Annotated in this window: 15 protein-coding genes and 1 riboswitch; of the genes, 2 read left to right on the forward strand and 13 right to left on the reverse strand. The window is 25.3% G+C overall.

The window, feature by feature from the left end; translation table 11 throughout:
• Positions 1-213 precede the first annotated feature (213 nt).
• From ABDZ71_RS02215 to ABDZ71_RS02270, 12 genes are all read right to left on the reverse strand, one after another.
• Positions 214-744, reverse strand: coding sequence for a cupin domain-containing protein (locus tag ABDZ71_RS02215; RefSeq protein ID WP_425544686.1), 531 nt, complete (start codon positions 742-744; stop codon positions 214-216).
• 227 nt (positions 745-971) lie between these two features.
• A complete protein-coding gene (lysA, locus tag ABDZ71_RS02220) occupies positions 972-2,270 on the reverse strand; it encodes a diaminopimelate decarboxylase (RefSeq protein WP_343758420.1) in 1,299 nt (432 codons plus the stop codon).
• Between the two features lie 38 nt (positions 2,271-2,308).
• A complete protein-coding gene (locus ABDZ71_RS02225) occupies positions 2,309-3,508 on the reverse strand; it encodes an aspartate kinase (protein WP_343758423.1) in 1,200 nt (399 codons plus the stop codon).
• A gap of 100 nt (positions 3,509-3,608) precedes the next feature.
• Positions 3,609-3,776, reverse strand: a riboswitch (Lysine riboswitch).
• An 80-nt stretch (positions 3,777-3,856) separates the two neighbouring features.
• Positions 3,857-5,161: a M18 family aminopeptidase gene (locus tag ABDZ71_RS02230; RefSeq protein ID WP_343758425.1), complete on the reverse strand. Its 1,305-nt coding sequence runs from the start codon at positions 5,159-5,161 to the stop codon at positions 3,857-3,859.
• Between the two features lie 272 nt (positions 5,162-5,433).
• A complete protein-coding gene (locus ABDZ71_RS02235) occupies positions 5,434-6,015 on the reverse strand; it encodes a class I SAM-dependent methyltransferase (protein ID WP_343758427.1) in 582 nt (193 codons plus the stop codon).
• A 112-nt stretch (positions 6,016-6,127) separates the two neighbouring features.
• Positions 6,128-7,117, reverse strand: coding sequence for a dTDP-glucose 4,6-dehydratase (gene rfbB, locus ABDZ71_RS02240; protein WP_343758429.1), 990 nt, complete (start codon positions 7,115-7,117; stop codon positions 6,128-6,130).
• An 18-nt stretch (positions 7,118-7,135) separates the two neighbouring features.
• On the reverse strand, positions 7,136-8,017 hold the full coding sequence (rfbD, locus tag ABDZ71_RS02245) for a dTDP-4-dehydrorhamnose reductase (protein WP_343758430.1): 882 nt from the start codon (positions 8,015-8,017) through the stop codon (positions 7,136-7,138).
• Between the two features lie 11 nt (positions 8,018-8,028).
• Positions 8,029-8,598 (reverse strand): dTDP-4-dehydrorhamnose 3,5-epimerase, encoded by a 570-nt coding sequence (gene rfbC, locus ABDZ71_RS02250; RefSeq protein WP_343758432.1) that lies wholly within the window; start codon positions 8,596-8,598, stop codon positions 8,029-8,031.
• Positions 8,599-8,640: 42 nt separating this feature from the next.
• Complete coding sequence (gene rfbA, locus ABDZ71_RS02255) at positions 8,641-9,510, reverse strand: glucose-1-phosphate thymidylyltransferase RfbA (protein WP_343758433.1); 870 nt, start codon at positions 9,508-9,510, stop codon at positions 8,641-8,643.
• Positions 9,511-9,656: 146 nt separating this feature from the next.
• A complete protein-coding gene (locus ABDZ71_RS02260) occupies positions 9,657-11,651 on the reverse strand; it encodes a glycosyltransferase (RefSeq protein ID WP_343758435.1) in 1,995 nt (664 codons plus the stop codon).
• Positions 11,652-11,709: 58 nt separating this feature from the next.
• Positions 11,710-13,053 (reverse strand): glycosyltransferase, encoded by a 1,344-nt coding sequence (locus ABDZ71_RS02265; protein WP_343758437.1) that lies wholly within the window; start codon positions 13,051-13,053, stop codon positions 11,710-11,712.
• A gap of 154 nt (positions 13,054-13,207) precedes the next feature.
• Positions 13,208-14,551, reverse strand: a complete 1,344-nt coding sequence (locus ABDZ71_RS02270) for a glycosyltransferase (RefSeq protein WP_343758438.1) — start codon at positions 14,549-14,551, stop codon at positions 13,208-13,210.
• 193 nt (positions 14,552-14,744) lie between these two features.
• On the opposite strand from ABDZ71_RS02270, the gene ABDZ71_RS02275 reads away from it, so the two are divergent.
• Both ABDZ71_RS02275 and ABDZ71_RS02280 read left to right on the forward strand, forming a co-directional pair.
• A complete protein-coding gene (locus ABDZ71_RS02275) occupies positions 14,745-15,926 on the forward strand; it encodes a cation diffusion facilitator family transporter (protein ID WP_343758440.1) in 1,182 nt (393 codons plus the stop codon).
• A 59-nt stretch (positions 15,927-15,985) separates the two neighbouring features.
• The gene (locus ABDZ71_RS02280; RefSeq protein ID WP_343758442.1) at positions 15,986-17,089 is read left to right on the forward strand and encodes a PRK06851 family protein; all 1,104 of its coding nucleotides are present in this window, start codon (positions 15,986-15,988) and stop codon (positions 17,087-17,089) included.
• Between the two features lie 107 nt (positions 17,090-17,196).
• Here the strand turns inward: ABDZ71_RS02280 and ABDZ71_RS02285 are convergent, their stop codons facing one another.
• Positions 17,197-19,323 (reverse strand): HelD family protein, encoded by a 2,127-nt coding sequence (locus ABDZ71_RS02285; protein ID WP_343758444.1) that lies wholly within the window; start codon positions 19,321-19,323, stop codon positions 17,197-17,199.
• Positions 19,324-19,340: the final 17 nt, after the last annotated feature.

The following is a 19,340-nucleotide window of genomic DNA, read 5'->3' on the forward strand; positions in this document are numbered from 1 at the left end:
TATTTATTTTTTAAATATCCTTACCTTAAAATATATAAAATGAAACTATTTTAATCTTCCATTTTAAAAAAAATTAGTATATTAACTAATAATTATCCTAAAAAAAAAGAAGTAAAATATTTAATTTTACTTCTCTTTTTATTTATATATTGTATTTAAAAATATCTACTTAAATATATTAAAATAAATAATAAATTAAAGATTATATGAGTACTAATAATTTTCTTCAGCAGCTTCTGCAATAGCTTTTGTTTCATGAACTGTACCACGTGGATGCTCTGGTGGTGCATAAATAGAATATAATTTTATAGGCTTATCACCAGTATTTATTAAATTATGCCATTTTCCTGCTGGTATAAAGATTGCATAATCGTCATAAACTTTTCTTTGAAAATTTAAATTACCTTTACTATCTCCCATTTTAACAATTCCTTCGCCTTCTTCAATACGTATAAATTGATCAAGGTTAGGGTGAGTTTCTAATCCAATATCTTCTCCAACACCTATACTCATTAATGTAAGTTGTAAATGATCTCCTGTCCATAGAGCAGTGCGATAAGTATTATTTTTCTTAGTAGCCTCTTCAATATTTACTACAAAAGGATTAGGACCATAATCTTTTAATTTAATTGAGCATTTTTGTGGAGAATAATAAGGCATCTGGCCTTTATTATAAAAATTATACATAGGATTTGGCATACACATCCAATAAGGACATACACACATTCTATAAGGATTACACATATACATATTGTTCATTCCTTTCATCTAATTACAATATTTATAATATGCTGTAATCTATAGAGTGTGTTTTCACTATATCCTTAATAACAACAAAGAGAATATTTAAATAAAATCATCTTCTATTTAAACATTCCCTTTTTATAAAATATTAGATAACTCTATATTATCTAATTATTAATTAACTAAGGCACATTAAAAAAATAAATAAGCCAGTATGCTAGTATATTTTATAAATCCAATTCATTTGAAATTAATTCATCATAAGTTTGTCTTTTACAAATTACTTTAGCTTTATCTTTATTAACTAAAACAACTGCTGCCCTTGGTATTTTATTATAATTACTAGACATAGAATATCCATATGCTCCTGTATTTAATACTGCTAATATATCTCCTGTTTTAGGCTCTGTTATACTTATATTATTTATAAGTACATCTCCAGATTCACAGCATTTCCCTACCAATCTAACTTCATTACTGACTTCACTTTTTATATTATTACATACCATACACTCATATTCTGAATTATATAGTGCTGGTCGTATATTATCAGTCATTCCTCCATCTACAGAAACATATTTTCTTACAGATGGAATTTCTTTTATAGATCCAACAGAATATAAAGTTGTACCAGCATTTCCTACAATTGATCTTCCTGGTTCTATAACTAATATAGGCATTTTCATATTAAGCTTTTCACAAACTTTTTCAGCTTGATTTAATATAGAAGTACAGAATGTTTTAGCAGATTTAGGTTCATCACCTTCTTTATAATATATACCGAATCCTCCACCTAAATCTATTTCTTTTACTTCTATACCTAGTTCCTTCTGTACATTATTTGCTAATTCAAATAATATATCAACTTCTTCTTCATAAGGCTTTGTTTCAAAAATTTGTGAGCCTATATGACAATGGAAGCCCATAAATTCAATATTATCTAAATCGCTACAAGTTTTAACTGCTTTTAAAACTATATTATCTAATACAGTAAAACCAAATTTTGAATCTAATTGTCCTGTTTTTATATAACTATGAGTATGAGCTTCTATTCCTGGAGTTACTCTTAATAAAACTTCTTGAGTTTTATTAAGCTTTTTAGCTATACTACTTATAAGTTCTAATTCATAAAAATTATCCGCTACAAATTTACCTACTCCAAGTTTTATACCCATCTCTATCTCATCTTTTGTTTTATTATTACCATGAAAATAGATTTTGTTCATAGGAAAACCGCTCTTATAAGCTGTATATAATTCTCCACCAGATACTACATCTAAGCACATTCCTTCTTCATTTATAAGATTACACATAGCTTTAGTTAAAAAAGCTTTTCCTGCGTAAGCAACTTTATTTCCTGATTCTTTTACTTTAAAATTTTCGATGTAACTTTTACAGCTTTGTCTCATAAGCTCTTCATCCATAACATATAAAGGAGTACCAAAGTTTTCTGCTAAACTTTTAGCACTTATTTCCCCTATATATAGAGCATTATCTCTAACATTCATACTTCCAAACAAATTCATAAAATTTCCTCCTATGGTAAATAACCTCTATCTATTTCCTATAAATTAAATTCTTTTGCTACTATATTTACTGCATTAAATTTGTCTTCTCTTTTTATAGCACATGTTATTCTTATTTCAGAAGTAGTTATCATCTTAACTTCTATATGATTTTCGCTAAATAATTTAAATATTCTAGCAGTAACCCCTGAAGTAGTTTTCATTCCTATACCTACCACAGAGAATTTTGTTATATTTTCATCTATATGAATCTTATCTCTGCTACTGTATTCTTCTATAATTCCCATACATTCTTCTACATCTTCTTTTGGTATAGTAAAAGATAAATTAACTGTATTATTTATAGGTGCAGTTTGACTTATCATATCTATATTTATATGTCTTTCAGCTACTTTATTAAATATATCTGATATTATATTTATATTGTTTGATACATCTTCAATTGTTATTGACACATCATCATCACTTGTTGCTAGCCCTGTTATAGCTTTCATTTCCATATTCATATTATTCATCCCCTTTATAATAGTTCCTCTTTCATTTCCGTTACTTAATCCAACATATATAGGTATATCATATTTTTGACCAAGTTCTACCGCTCTAGAATGCATAACTTGAGCTCCTAAACTAGATAACTCTAACATTTCTTCATACTCTATATAATCTAATTTTTTAGCATCTTTATATACTCTAGGATCTATGCTATATATACCATCTACATCTGTGTATATCTCACAGCTTCCTTTTAATTTTGCTGCAATAGCTACTGCTGAAGTGTCTGATCCACCTCTTCCTAAAGTAGTTATATTTCCTTCTTGGTTTATCCCCTGAAAACCAGCTATCACAACTATTCTTCCCATTTTTAAACTTTCTTTAATTTTACTGTCATCTATATCATCTATAAATGATTTTCCATGCATACCATTAGCCTTTACTCCTACTTGATAAGCGGTATAACTTATAGATTCAAATCCTAAACTTTTTATAGTCATGGCAAGTAGAGAAGATGACATCATTTCCCCAGTAGATATCAAAGCATCAAGCTCTCTTTTATCTGGATTACAAGTTACTTCTTTTGCTAAACATATTAAATTATCTGTAGTATCGCCCATAGCTGAAACTACTACTACTACATCATGCCCTTGCTTTTTTTTGCTGATAACAGATTCAGCAACTTTTTTTATTTTTTCAATAGTTCCAACAGAACTCCCACCATATTTTTGAACAACTATAGACATGTTAATCCCCCTTTTTTAATATAAAATTAAAGTGCAACAAAGGAACACCTTTGCTGCACTTATACTATCTATATAATAATATATTAATACAACCCTAGTGTACCTATGTAGCTCTCCACTAAAACGTGACAGCTTTACACATATTATGTGTAAATCCAGGAAAAAACTTTGCCAAATTTATTTCCTTCGGCCACAATTCCTTTCTCTATTTATCATAACCTGCCGGTTCAAAATAGATACTAATAATTCTGGCGCCTCTCCATAAGTAACATAATTATTCGTTTTTTTAAATTTTTATTAGTTTAACATAGATTTTAATATAAATCAACAATTTTTATGTTAAATTTATTATTTTAAAGTATAAAACTTCTTTAATGATTCTATCATATAGACTTGATCTTTTACTCCACCTAGTTCTCTAATAGAATGCATAGCTAAAAGAGGAGTTCCAACATCTACAGAATTAATATTAACATGTGTTGAAGATATAGGCCCTATTGTAGACCCACCTCTTTCGTCAGATCTATTAACAAATTTTTGAACAGGTACTTTAGCTACATTGCATATTTCTTCATATACTGATGTAGAATATGAATCTGATGTATAACTTTGATTAGCATTAATTTTTATAACTGGACCTTGATTTATTATAGGTTTATTAGTTGGATCCGCTTTTTCTTCTCTATTTGGATGAACTGCATGAGCAGAATCACAAGATATAATAAATGATTTAGAAAGAGTTCTAAAATAATCTTCTCTATCTTTTCCTAAAGCTAAAACTATTCTTTCTATTACATTTGAAAGAAGAGGAGAATCTGCCCCTTGTTTTGTAGAACTTCCTACTTCTTCATTATCAAAACAAACTAGCATTTTACTTGAATTTTCTATATCTGTTTCTACTAAAGCTTTTAGTCCTGCATGAACCATAGTTAAATCATCTAATTTAGGAGAAGATATAAATTCATTATCCATTCCCATTACACAGCCTTTTTCAAACTCATATAAAAATAATTCAAAATCTAATATATCAGATTTTTTTATATTTAACTCTCTACACAATATATTTGTTAAATAGTCTTTTTTTTCTAACTTTTCATTTATCATTCCAAGTATAGGTAACATATCTTTTTGTCTATTTAATTCATAACCTTTATTTACCTCTCTGTTCATATGAATAGCTAAATTAGGTATTATAATTATTGGTTTTTTTACATTAATTAATTTCGTTTCAGGATTAAATGGATTTTTGCCTTTAACTGTAACTCTACCTGCTAAAGATAAAGGTCTATCCATCCAAGTATTTAATATTGGTCCCCCATACACCTCTGTATTTAATTTTACATAATCTCCTTTAGAAAATATATGTGGATTTGGTTTTATCTTAAATGTAGGTGAATCTGTATGAGCTCCTACTATTCTAAATCCACTATTTTCAATATCTTTATCTCCTATACTAAAAGCTATTATAGCAGAATCGTTTTTTGTAACATAGTACTTCCCACCTTTTACAAGATCCCATCTTTCACATTCTTTAAGTTCTTCAAAATCATTTGAATCAAGAATATATTTAATATTTTCTACAACATGAAAAGGCGAAGGACTATCATATATAAAGTTTATAAGGTTATCAGATACTTTTAAGTAATCATTCATAAAAACACCACCTGTCAATATTATAATTTAATTATAACAAAAGAACTGAATTTATGAATGATATTACAGCATATTATATAAATAATGTTTGATTTGATGCAAAAAAAATTATAACTATCAATCCTATAAAACTTATACTAATACATAATAACAGTATTAGAACAAATAAAATAACTAAATTTACAATATTATATTAAATTTAGTCATTTTATTCATATTAATTAATTTTTAATTCTTTGCTTTTATAATTAAAATTTTTAATTATATACAAATTAAATTTTAATACTATCTACTAAATATATTTTACCTGTTGAACTTAATTTATATTCAAATATCTGTTTTATATCAATTATATCTTTATATCTATTTACTATTTCAAATTTATTTTTAAAACATCTAACATGTCCTTTACATATAAAATTAGGAACAGAAAATATAACATTACTTTCTTTTTCTATATTTTTTAATACTTTCATATCTTCTTGAAGATGTTCCAATACTTCCAACATTATTATTACATTATATCCCTTTTTGTAAACATTAGAAGTATATATATCATCACATAAAAATTTTTCTTTATATCTAGGATTAATCTTTTTGGCTAAATCTATAGCTACAGTACTAAAATCCAATCCCATATAATTATTTATATTGTTATCAAAAAGTAAATTAGCAAACTGTCCTGGTCCACATCCAACATCTAATATACTACAGTTTTTTATTCCTTTTATAAGTTCTAACGCCTTATTCCAAATTTCAATGTACTGACTTTTAGAATAATGTTTATGATATGATTTATTGGCTCCACCTGCAGTGTACACTGAATTATAATATAAAGCTCTCTCTTCCTTCATAATTTATTTCCTCCATGTTAAATATATTCATATTAAATAATATATTGTTATATTTTTTAATACAAAATTAGATAGATTTATTATTTGTCTTTATTTTGAAGTCTACATATTTTTATTTATTATCTAAATACCACTTAATTGTTTCCTTTATTCCAATTTCAAAAGAGACTTCAGGATACCAGCTTAATTCTTTTTTTATTTTTTTAGCATCTATACCATACCTTTTATCATGACCTTTTCTATCTTTTACATATCTTATTAATTTTTCTGTCACATCCTTATCTACGTTTTCATTTATATAACTTATAATTTTTTTTACTATATCTATATTAAATTTTTCATTGTGACCTCCAATATTATATATCTCTCCTTCTTTTCCATTGTTTACAACTTTATCTATTGCTTTACAATGATCTTCAACATAAAGCCAATCTCTTACATTTAGTCCATCTCCATATATAGGTATACATTTATGATTTAAACAATTATTTATTGTAAGTGGTATCAGTTTTTCTAGAAATTGGTGAGGACCATAATTATTAGAACACCTTGTTATATTAACTGGCATATTATACGTATCAAAGTAAGATTTAACCAATAGGTCCGCTCCTGCCTTACTTGATGAATATGGACTATGAGGGTTTAATGGCGTTTTTTCCGTAAAATAACCTTCTCTACCTAAAGATCCATAAACTTCATCTGTTGAAATTTGAATATATTTTACTCCTATTTTCCATTTGTTTTCCTTTAGCCATGCATTTTTTGAACAATTTAGCAAATTTACTGTACCCATAATGTTAGTCTTTATAAATATTTCTGGGTTTTTTATACTTCTGTCTACATGTGATTCTGCTGCGAAATGCACTACATAATTTATATCATTTTTTTTAAATAACTCTAAAACTAATTCTTTATCACATACATCTCCCTGAATAAATTTATATCTTTTGTCATTTTCTATAACTTTTAAATTTTGTAAATTCCCCGCATACGTTAATTTATCTAAATTTATTATTCTTATATTAGTATACTTTTTAAGCATAAATATAATAAAATTAGATCCAATAAAACCTGCACCACCAGTAATTAAATATGTGTTCATTTTTCCCCCTATATAATTTTATTTATTAATATCATTAATAAAACTATTTAAAGCTTCTTTCCAAAATCTCATTTTATCTCCAATAGTACAGCTTAGCATCATGTTATCTAAACATGAATAATTTGGTCTTTTAGCCTTAGTCTTAAATTCATCTGAAGTACATGGAGTTATTTTACAATCAATTTTACTTAGTCTTATTATTTCCTTAGCAAAATCATACCTAGTAACCTCTCCTTTACCTGTACAATTATAAATTCCATAATTTTCTGTAGATATAATTTTTAAAATATGATATGCCAAATCATTAGCATTAGTTGGATTGCCTTCTTGGTCGTTAACTACCTTTAAATTTTCTTTTTCTTTAGCTAATTTCATTATTGTATAAACAAAGTTTTTGCCCACATGTCCGTATAACCATGAAGTTCTTATTATAAAATATCTTGAGCAAAAATCTCTTACAAAATTTTCACCCATAAGTTTTGTTTTTCCATAAGTATTACATGGTTTAGTTTCATCATATTCTCTTAATGGGTCTTTTCCTTTTGATGAAAAAACATAATCTGTAGAAATTTGAACTAGTTTAGCTTTTATTTTTTCACACACAATAGCTAAATTTCTAGGGCCAAAAGAGTTAGCTTTAAATGCTAACTCTTTATTTTCCTCACATCTATCCACATTTGTAAAAGCTGCACAATTTATAACTACATCTGGAGTAATACGTGTTAAAACTTTATTGACTTTTTCTAAATTAGATATATCTAATCTAGAAGAATCCATAAATATAAATTTAGAACTTATAATTTCTTTTGATATTTCTCCAATGTCAGCTCTTTTATTTTCTAATATTAATTTTATTTCATTTCCTAGTTGTCCTTTTGCTCCTGTGATCAAAATAACCATATATCTTCCCCCTATTTTTTATATTTAAAAGGGATATTTACTTTATTTAAAGGCTTTTGTTTTTTATCTTTTTCAGATAAAATTACATTCTTTATTTCTTTTAATGGCCATTTTATACCAATATCTTCATCATTCCAAAGAACTCCACTATCATACTGAGGAGCATAAAAATCTGTGCATTTATAATTGAAAATTGCATTTTCTGATAACACTAAAAAACCATGAGCAAAACCTTCTGGTATATAAAATTGTTTTTTATTACACTCTGTTAACAAAACCCCCTGCCATTTTCCAAAACTGGGTGATCCTTTCCTTAGATCTACAGCAACATCAAATACTTTACCTTTTGTAACTCTTACCAATTTCCCTTGAGTATGTTTTGTTTGAAAGTGTAATCCTCTAAGTACACCTTTTGTAGATTTAGACTCGTTATCTTGAACAAAATTCATAGTAAGCCCTTCATCAAAGAAATCTTTTTTATTATAGGTTTCCATAAAATAACCTCTGTTATCTTTAAACATTTTGGACTCTATTATATACACATCTTCTAATTTTGTTTTTATAAAATTAAACTTTCCCATAATATACTTCCTTTATAAATACTTACTTTTATATCATTTTACTTAAATTTCTTCTACTATATCCATTAAATACTTTCCATATCCTGTTTTTAACAAAGGTTTCGCCAATTTTACAACTTTTTCATAGTCTATCCATCCTTTTTTATAAGCAATTTCTTCTAAGCATGCAATATATGTGCCTTGCATACTTTCAACTGCTTCTATAAAGTTTGAAGCTTTAAGCATAGATTCATGGGTTCCTGTATCAATCCAAGCCATCCCTCTTCCTAAAACATCAACTTTTAGTGTACCTTCTTTCATATAAAGTTTATTTAAATCCATTATTTCTAATTCTCCTCTATTAGAAGGTTTCAAAGTCTTTGCTTTTTCAATTACTGAGTTATCGTAAAAATATAATCCAGGAACAGCATATTTTGACTTTGGAAATTGGGGTTTTTCCTCCAAAGATAATACTTTGCCGTCATTATCAAATTCAACTACTCCAAAAGCTTTTGGATTATGAACATAATATCCAAATATACATGCTCCTTTTTCTAATTTAGCTGCTCTTTTTAAGTGATTACTAAAACTTTGACCATAAAATATATTATCTCCTAGAATCATAGCAACATTATCATTACCTATAAATTTTTCTCCTATAATAAAAGCCTCGGCTAACCCATTCGGACTTTCTTGAACCTCATATTTTATATTTAATCCTAAATTTGATCCATCTTTAAATAAACTTTTAAATACAGGAAGATCTCTTTGTGTGGATATTATTAATATATCTCTTATATCCGCAAGCATAAGTACAGACATAGGATAATAAATCATAGGTTTATCATATATTGGAGCTATCTGTTTTGATATTGACTTTGTTACAGGATATAATCTAGTTCCAGATCCTCCAGCTAAAATAATGCCCTTCATTCCATAAACTCCTTTAAATATGAATTTATTTGTCTATACAATTTATTTTTTAATCTATATTAATATTTTTATAAATAAACTTACATGATAAATCTTTGAATAATTATATGCTTATAAATATATTTTTTCTCTTTTAAAATAGATAATTAATAGATTTTCATTGAATCTATTTGTGCTTTAAGAATTTTTATTTCTTTAGTATACATTTCAGATTCAGTAATACTTTTATCTAAATACTTTTGTGATAAAAGTATTAAAGGTTGTATATACTCTTTTATTTGTTCTTGTTCTAAACATATACACCTGTTCAAAAGTCTAATATTTTTATTGTAATATACCATAGCTGTATTAAAATAATGTTTTCCTATTTTATACATTTTTATAGATTTTCTTTTATTTGTATCATATTTATCCCATTGAATTTCAGGTATATATATTTTTTCATCAAAATTATTAACTATATACTCCATAGCTGAAATTATTGATTTTATTCTTCCCTTAATATTATAAGTTAGATTATTTTCATGTAATCTATAGCAAGTTGTATTACAATTTATAATATTCCTTTTAAATCCATATTTAACATATACTAATGTATTTAATGTATCTAATCCTACTACATTATCGGGATCATAAATAAATTTCAATTTATTTTTTATAAAAAAATCCTTCTTAAACATAGCTCTACAAAACGGTATTACTCCAGATCCCATTTTTTGAAATGTTTTACATATCACCTCATCATTATTAAATTGTATACTTCTCCACACTGCTTTTTTATTTGATTTACAATCTACTGTTTGAGTATTTCCATAAACACAATCTAACGTCTTATCATTAAGGAAACTATATACATGTTTACTTATTACATTGTTGTCATATAAAAAATCATCTGTTGACAAAATAAAAAAATATTCCCCTTTTGCTATTTCTATAATTTCTTTCATAGATAAATTAGGATTTCCACTATTCTTAGAATGATATATTGCTTTAATATTTTTATATTTTTGTTCATATTCTTTTATTTTTTCTATAGAACCATCTGTAGAACAATCATCTACTATCAATATTTCTATATTATTATAATCTTGATTTAATACCGAGTTTAGACATTCATCTAAAAAATTTATATAGTTATAATTTGTTATTCCTACAGTAACTAATGGATTTTTTTCAGAATGCTTCTCTGGTTTTTTTATTAGGTTTTTTAGTAATTTAAGTATTTCTTGTTTTTCTCTGGCTGATGAGTAGTTATCTTCTATAAACTTTCTATATTCATTAGAATTATATTCATCAGAAGTTATCATTTTTACTGCTTCATCTATATTATCAAATATATATTTCTCATTATAATGATCCTTTAATCCTTCACAATTGTGAATAATTGGCTTTATTCCACTACACATCGATTCCGCTGCTGCAAAACATAATCCTTCGTCTATACTAGATATTAAAATATATTGTATTTTTTTTAACCATTCTATTTTTTGATGAAAATTCCTCCAACCATAAAACAATACATCTTTTTCTAATTTATTGTATTTTATAAAATATTTATAATATTCATAAGTTCTACCATCTTTAAATTTTCCTGCTAAATGTAACTTATATCTTGAATCCATATCATGTAATTTTTTAAATATATCTAATGTTAATGGAATATTTTTTTTAAAATCCATAAATCCTAGATATCCTATATTAAAACCTTTTTTTCTTTTTTTAAAAGGATATAAAGTAGTATTTATTCCACAAAATACTGTTTCTATTTTTAAATTTCCTTTATATAGATTCTTAGTTTTTTCTTCAAATATACGTCTTACATGAGGAGCTACTATTATTAATTGGTCTACATTCTCCCACTTAGTTCTTAATATATTGTTAGTATATACTTCATATCCATGTATTCTACATATAATTTTTTTCTCTTTAGCAATTTCTTGCTTACTTCCATGTATAACTATCCAATCACACCATTCAAACCAACAAATATCTGCCCATTTCATCCACTTATTAATTTGTTCATAAGTTTTAACTATAACTTTTTTTGTCTCATATTCATTAGATAAATTATTAATTATATCATCAATAAAAGCATCTCCACCAGGTATAATAAAAAATACTAATTTTTTTCTCATTTCCATTATTATTTCTCCTTTAAAATTTTTAAATACCATTGATGTAATTAACAAATTTAATCTTTTAATTATCTACTTTTAATTGTAACAATTCATCAAAAGTCTTACTTAGCTCTTGAGTTAAATATTTTCTATCATACTTACGAATTTCTTTTTCATTGTAAACTATTGTATTTTTACTATTTTCCCAATTTTTATATTGTTCATATATAAATTTTTTAATTCCTTCAACATCACTATATTCAAAATTTTTTCCACAGCTAGTTTCATCTAAAAGTTTTTCAACTAAACTTCCCTTAGGAGATATAGATAAAATTGGACTCTTACACCTTAAATATTCAAATACTTTTCCTGTATATACTGATTTAACTTTAGGATTTATTCCTACTAGCAATAATAGTAAATTTGAACTAACAATATATTCTACACTTTTACTATGATGTAAGTAACCTAAATATTTTATTATTTTATGTTTATTATATTTAAATATATTATTATATATATCTTGAGTACATGTTCCTATAAATTTAATCCACACCTTATCTTTATCTATTAAACCTTTATCTATCAACTCATTCATTGCTTCTAAAACTGTATACGGTAATCTTTGTAAATATAAAGTCCCATTATAAACTATAGTAAATTTTTCTTTGTTTTTAGGTGAACTATTAAATTTTTTAAAATCATCTTCATCATATCCATTTGTGATAACTTTTATTTTTGATTCTTCTATTCCGAAATTCTTAATATAATTATTTTTAGCTTCAGTAGAAATAGTAATAATTTTATCACTTTTGTCTAAAACACATCTTTCTAAATTCTCTTGTATTTTAAATATAATATTATTTTTGTTTACATTGTCATATGGATTATTGGTCCACTCGTCTCTAAAATCTGTAACCCATGGAATATTATATTTCTTCTTTAACTTTCTAGCTATTAGGTGAGAAGATAATGGACTAAGTGTAGAATATATTAGATCTATATTATCAAAATCAATATATTTCTCTATATCTTTCAAAGTATTAATTGCCCAAAATGTTTGTGTATCTGGAATATTTAAGGATGCTTTCATTTTTATTAAACTATTCTTAAATAAATCTTTAAAATATCGTTTACCTTCTTCCTCTAGCGCATCTATAACTAAATCAAAATCTTTACTTATTTCATTTGATATATTCTCTAAATAAGATTCTGGTTTTGTATTTTCAAATCTAATTATTTTTAAATCTTTAGGTATATCATCATTTAAAGTAATATCATTCATATATGATGATGTATGTTCAACCGTTACAACTACTGGATCCCAATTAAATTTTTTCAAATATTTAGTAAATTTCAAACTTCTTTGAGTTCCAGCCCCTCCTACTGGTGGATAATGATATGCAATAAATAATACTTTTTTCAAAAAATCACATCCTGACTTATTAACAACTACATGTTATATTCTTTAAAGATAAGAATTAAACTACAAATAAATTTCTAAAGTATCTTTTTATATAATGTTTTAGCAATGTATCTACTATTATTAATTCAAGAATAGAGTTAATAATGTATTAAATTTAACTATCTACTTTTAATTCTAATAGCTTATCAAAAATCTTACCTAACTGTTCAGTTAAATATTCTCTATCATACTTATAAATTTCATTTTCGTTAGGCATTATAGCCTCTGTACCATTTTCCCAATGTTTATATTGTTCATATATAAATTTTTTAATTCCTTCAACATCACTATATTGAACATTTTTTCCACAACTAGTTTCATCTAAAAGTTTTTCAACTAGACTTTCTTTAGGAGATATAGATAAAATTGGATTCGCACTTCTTAAATATTCAAATATCTTTCCTGTATATACTGACTTCACTTTAGGATTTACCCCTACTAATAATAATAATAAATTTGCGTTAACTACATATGAAAGACTTTGATCATGCTTCAAATATCCTAAATATTTTATTATATTATGCTTATTATATTTAAATATATTATTATATATATTTTGATCACATGTTCCTATAAATTTAATCCACACTTTATCTTTATCTATTAATCCTTCATCTATTAGTTCATTCATTGCTTGTAAAACTGTATATGGCATCCTTTCCATATATAAACTTCCACTATAAACTATAGTAAATTTTTCTTTATCATCGGATAAATTATTTAATCCTTTAAAATCATCCTCATCATATCCATTTGTTATAACTTGTATTTTTGAATCATCTATTCCAAATTTATTTATATAATTATTTTTAGCTATATCAGAAATAGTAATAATCTTATCACTTTCACCTAAAACACATTTTTCCAAATCCTCTTGTATTCTTACTATAATATTATTTCTATCAAAAGTCTGATAAGGATTATTTGTCCATTCATCTCTAAAATCTGCAACCCACGGAATATTATACTTATGCTTTAACTTCCTTGCTATCAAATGACAAGAAAAAGGCCCACATGTAGAATATATTAAATCTATGTCATTAAAATCAACTTGTTTTTCTATATTTTCTAAAACATTTACTGCCCAAAATGTTTGCATATCAGGAACTTGTAACAACGACTTTGATCGCATTACATAATTTTTAAATGAATCAGTAAAATGCTTTTTATACCCTTCACTTAGCATATCTAAAACTGGACTAAATTTTTCACTCATTTTATTTACTATATCAGCTAAATAATCTTGTTGATTTATTTCTTCCATTCTAACTACTTTCAAGTTTTCAGGTATATCTTCTTTTAAACTGTCATCATTCATATATAATGATGTATCTTTTACAGTTACAACTATCGGTTCCCAATTAAATTCTGGCAAATATTTTGTAAACTTTAAACTTCTTTGAGTTCCTGACCATCCTATTGGTGGATAATGATATGCAATAAATAATACCTTTTTCAAAAAACCACATCCTAACTTCTCTATACAATATTTCACCAATATATATACTATGATTAATCTAATAATAATGTTAGTAAAATATTAAATATAAATATTAAAATGATAAAAAATCTAAAATAAGGAAAGATTTATATGTTATAATACATTATAAATTCTAATAGAATTCATTATAATAAGCTTGGTAGGTGTTTTTATGTTTACTAATTTTTTAATATCAAAGTTCATTAAAAATCATGATCAAATTAACAACAAAAAAGTAAGAGATTCTTATGGTTATTTAGCAAGTGTTGTAGGTATTTTATGTAATGTATTATTATTTATGGCAAAATTATTTATAGGACTAATTTCAAATAGTATAGCTGTCATAGCTGATGCATTTAATAACTTATCTGATGCAGCTTCTTCTATAATTACATTTTTAGGATTTAAACTTGCTTCAAAACCAGCAGATAAAGAGCATCCTTTTGGACACGGAAGAATAGAATATTTATCTGGATTTATAGTATCTTTTATGGTTTTATTAGTTGGTGTAGAATTTATAAAATCTTCTTTCAATAAAATAATTCACCCATCTTTAGTTAAATTTGAATATATACCATTTCTTATACTTATACTATCTATCCTTACAAAATTATGGTTAAGTTCATTTAATAAATCTATAGGAAATAAAATAAACTCCAATGCACTAAAAGCTTCTTCTTTTGATGCATTAAGTGATGTTATAGCATCTTCTTTTGTAGCCTTATCTCTACTCTTAAGTAGATGGATATCTTTCCCTATAGATGGATACTTTGGAGTTATAATTTCATTATTTATAATATATTCTGGAATAAGTTTAATAAAAGAAACATTGAATCCATTACTTGGAGAAGCTCCTGAACCGAAGCTTGTAAATGAAATTATTGATAAAGTTATGGAATATGATTTAATTATGGGAGTCCACGATTTAATCATACATAATTATGGCCCTAACAAATGGATGGCCTCAATTCACGCTGAAGTTCCTGCTAATGAATCTATAATGAAAATACATGAAGTAATTGATGACGCTGAAAAATATGTAAGTGAAAAATTAGATATTTTACTAGTAATTCATATGGATCCTGTAAATACTGATGATGAGGAAGTTGAATATGCAAGAAGGGAAATAGTTTTGCTCTTAATGAAATTTCCTATGATAAAATCTATGCACGATTTTAGAGTAGTTGGAAAAGGAGACTATAAGAATTTAATATTTGATATCGTTGTAGATTATACTTTCGTTGATAATGCTGAAAATACAAAAAAAATAAAAGATGATATAAATTCATACCTAAAAGAAAAGCATCCTGAATATACTGCAGTTATAACAATTGACAAAGACTTTATGAGTTAATGTACAAATTTAAACTTTTAAGCATATTATATATAGTGATTTAATTCAAGGAGATGATTATGTTGTCAAATCTTTCGAAGCATGCTTTTCCTGGCAGTAACACTTCTGAAGGTTTTTTCTCTTTATTTGACTATATAATAAAGTCTGATAAAGCTCAAAGAATAATATGTTTAAAAGGTGGACCTGGTACTGGTAAATCTTCATTAATGAAAAAAATAGGTAAAATTTTTGAAGATAAAAATTTTGATGTAGAATATTTTCATTGTTCATCTGATAGTGAATCTTTAGATTCTATAGTTATACCTAAAATTAAAGTATGCTTAGTAGATGGTACTGCACCTCATATTATTGATCCTAAATTTCCAGGTATTATAGATGAAATAATTAATCTTGGAACTTATCTAGATGACGAGGAACTTTTAAAACATAAAGAAGAAATATTATGTACAAGTAAAGAAATTAGTAATACTTTTAAAAGATGTTATAAATACCTTAAGTCAGCTAGATGCATACATGATGATTGGAGCTTTTTAAATAATAGTTTTATAGATTTATTAAAATTTAATAATCTACAAAATGATTTAGAAAAAACTATTATTTCCCCTGTAAAAACTACTTGTAAATTAGGATATAAAAGACACCTTTTTGCTACTGCATTTACTCCTCAAGGAATAATAACTCATATAAACACATTATATAAGCCTTACAATAATATATACGTATTAAATGGAGGTCCAGGTACAGGTAAAACAAGTATACTAAAAAATATATCCGATAAAATATATAAAAAAGGCTATTACGTAGAAATATATCATGATCCACTTACACCTTCTAGAATAGAGCATGTATTAATACCTGATTTAGATTTAGCTATATTAACTTCTAATGAAATTAACAGAATGTCTTTTGTAGGACAACAAATATATATGGATAATTTATTAGAAACATCTAGATTAGCTGCTAATAAAGAAAAAATTGAAGAAGATAAGGAATTATTCTATAAATTAATAGATAAAGCTTTGTCCATTCTTAATGAGGAAAAACTCCTTCATGATGAGTTAGAAAACTATTATGTAAAAAATATAGATTTTACTAAGGTAGACAAAGTTGTTGATAATTTAATAAAAAGGTTATTAAGCTATGCTAATTGTTCTAATAACTAAATTTATTTTAATTTCAAAAATTTCAAACAAATAAAAAAACCCGCTATTATACGGGTTTTTATTTTTATTAACAGTTATAGCTTTAAAGTTATCCACATTGTTGATAACTATTTTATACCCTTGTTGATAACAACAAGTTCGTGTAATGCTCTTGTAGCCATTACATAGTTCAAGTTATTATGCATACTTTTATATTCTATATTGTTTACTCCAATAACGCAATCAAATTCTAAACCTTTTGTCAAAAAAGATGGAATTATTATATTACCACCGGAATATATTATATCTTCTTTATCTATTAGATTTATATATCTACTGTTTTTTAATAACTCTCCTAAAGACTGAGTATCCTTAAAATCTTCACAAACAATGGCTATATTTTCATACCCTTTTTGTTTAAATCTATCTATATGATAGAAAATATTTTCTTTTAAACTTTTTTCATCATTTATATTTTCAATAACTACATTATTTCCTTCTCTAACTAAAGGAACTATAGTATTAGTTTTTAAAAATTTATTAGCATATTCCATTATTTGTTTAGTAGATCTATAACTTTTTTGTAAATAATAATATTTAGTATCTACTTTGTCCAATATTTTATCGATTTTTAACATAGCTGGATTTTTATCTGATTCTAATATTCTTTGATTAGAATCTCCTACTACAGTAAAGAACTTACAATTTGTAATTTCTTTAAGTACAATAAATTGTAATAAAGAATACTCTTGAGCTTCATCAATAACTATATGTTTTATAGATTTGTTAAGTCTTAGTCCTTCTAATTTTATTTTTAAATAAAGTATCGGTGCTATATCATCTACTGTTAATTTATCATTATTAAATTTTATATATATATCCTCTACTTTTTCTCCATCTAACCATTTCAAACTATTTTTAGTTTCTACTAATTTTTTTATTATATCTCTTATATCATTTTTTCTAGAAAACTCAAGATTATTTCCTTCTAGTTTTATTTCTTCTTCTGTCATATTATTAATTTTATCTTTATATTTTTTTTCTATTTCAAATACTTTTTTATCTCTTACATCTTTTAGTTTAGAAAAAATTATTCTCTTTATTTTTTTACTTCTTCTAAAAAGTGGCATATACTTAAAATAGTTATAAAACATTTCTTTTAATTCTTTTTTGTCTACAACTATCTCTCCCATAAACTCTATATCATTTAAAGAAAAATAATTTAAATCTAATCTTTCTACGAGTTTATCAAGTTCTCTTATATATTCTTCTGATTGCTTATGTATAGCTTTATTTATAAACTCAATATTATTAGATACAATCTTCTCCATATAATCACTAGAGCTTAAAATATCTGGTATATTAACAAGCTTTGATACAAAATCTAAAAATGTTGTTTGTTTTACTCCATTTTCTCCTAAACTAGGTAATATATTAGATATATAATCTATAAAAACATTGTTAGGACCTAATATTAAGATATTATCTTGTATTTCTTTTCTATAATTATAAAGTAAATAAGCTACCCTATGAAGAGCCACTGTAGTTTTACCACTTCCAGCTACTCCATTTACTACAACAGTTTTATCTCTCGGTTGCCTAATTATCTCATCCTGTTCTTTTTGTATGGTCATAACTATATCTTTTAATTTATCTGTAGCATTCTTACTTAAAACTTCTTTAAGCAGTTCATCTTTTACATCTAAATCTGAGTCAAACATTCCTTCTAACTTACCATTTTTTATTACATATTGACGCTTAGATTTAACATTTAGCTCAATTTCACCATCTGGAGAAGAATATTCAATATTACCTAATCTGCCTTCATAAAATATCTTACATATAGGCGCTCTCCAATCAACTACTAAAGGTTTATAATCTCCTTCTTTTGAAAATCCAAATCTTCCAATGTATATATTATCTTCTACTTTTTCATCTTCAAAAACAACTTTCCCAAAGTACCCATCTTTTTCAAGTATAGTTAGCTCTCTTAATTTAGCTTCTATATAGTTATATAATTTCTCTTTTAAATATATATCATGATCAAAATATTCTGCTACTTCATCTTCATCATCTCTATATTCTTCTATATTCTTTTTTCTATGTTCTAATATATAGTTTATTAATTCTTTTCTTTTTTCTACGTGATTTAATACACCTTTTCTTATTTCACTTATAACAAAATCTAAATGTTCCTTTTCCATAGCTAATTCTATTTGATTATAAAGATTATCATTTTTCTCATTTACATCCATAATGTAACTCTCCATTT

This window comes from Clostridium oceanicum (assembly GCF_039521385.1).
GTDB lineage: Bacteria > Bacillota > Clostridia > Clostridiales > Clostridiaceae > Clostridium_F > Clostridium_F oceanicum.

Coding starts and splice junctions, on each gene's coding strand:
- ABDZ71_RS02230 (WP_343758425.1), bottom strand. CDS start 5,161: ATGAATGATTACTTAAAAGTATCTGATAACCTTATAAACTTTATATAT.
- rfbB (WP_343758429.1), bottom strand. CDS start 7,117: ATGAACACATATTTAATTACTGGTGGTGCAGGTTTTATTGGATCTAAT.
- rfbD (WP_343758430.1), bottom strand. CDS start 8,017: ATGGTTATTTTGATCACAGGAGCAAAAGGACAACTAGGAAATGAAATA.
- lysA (WP_343758420.1), bottom strand. CDS start 2,270: ATGAATTTGTTTGGAAGTATGAATGTTAGAGATAATGCTCTATATATA.
- ABDZ71_RS02225 (WP_343758423.1), bottom strand. CDS start 3,508: ATGTCTATAGTTGTTCAAAAATATGGTGGGAGTTCTGTTGGAACTATT.
- rfbC (WP_343758432.1), bottom strand. CDS start 8,598: ATGGGAAAGTTTAATTTTATAAAAACAAAATTAGAAGATGTGTATATA.
- ABDZ71_RS02275 (WP_343758440.1), top strand. CDS start 14,745: ATGTTTACTAATTTTTTAATATCAAAGTTCATTAAAAATCATGATCAA.
- ABDZ71_RS02215 (WP_425544686.1), bottom strand. CDS start 744: ATGTGTAATCCTTATAGAATGTGTGTATGTCCTTATTGGATGTGTATG.
- ABDZ71_RS02260 (WP_343758435.1), bottom strand. CDS start 11,651: ATGGAAATGAGAAAAAAATTAGTATTTTTTATTATACCTGGTGGAGAT.
- ABDZ71_RS02235 (WP_343758427.1), bottom strand. CDS start 6,015: ATGAAGGAAGAGAGAGCTTTATATTATAATTCAGTGTACACTGCAGGT.
- ABDZ71_RS02280 (WP_343758442.1), top strand. CDS start 15,986: ATGTTGTCAAATCTTTCGAAGCATGCTTTTCCTGGCAGTAACACTTCT.
- ABDZ71_RS02285 (WP_343758444.1), bottom strand. CDS start 19,323: ATGGATGTAAATGAGAAAAATGATAATCTTTATAATCAAATAGAATTA.
- rfbA (WP_343758433.1), bottom strand. CDS start 9,510: ATGAAGGGCATTATTTTAGCTGGAGGATCTGGAACTAGATTATATCCT.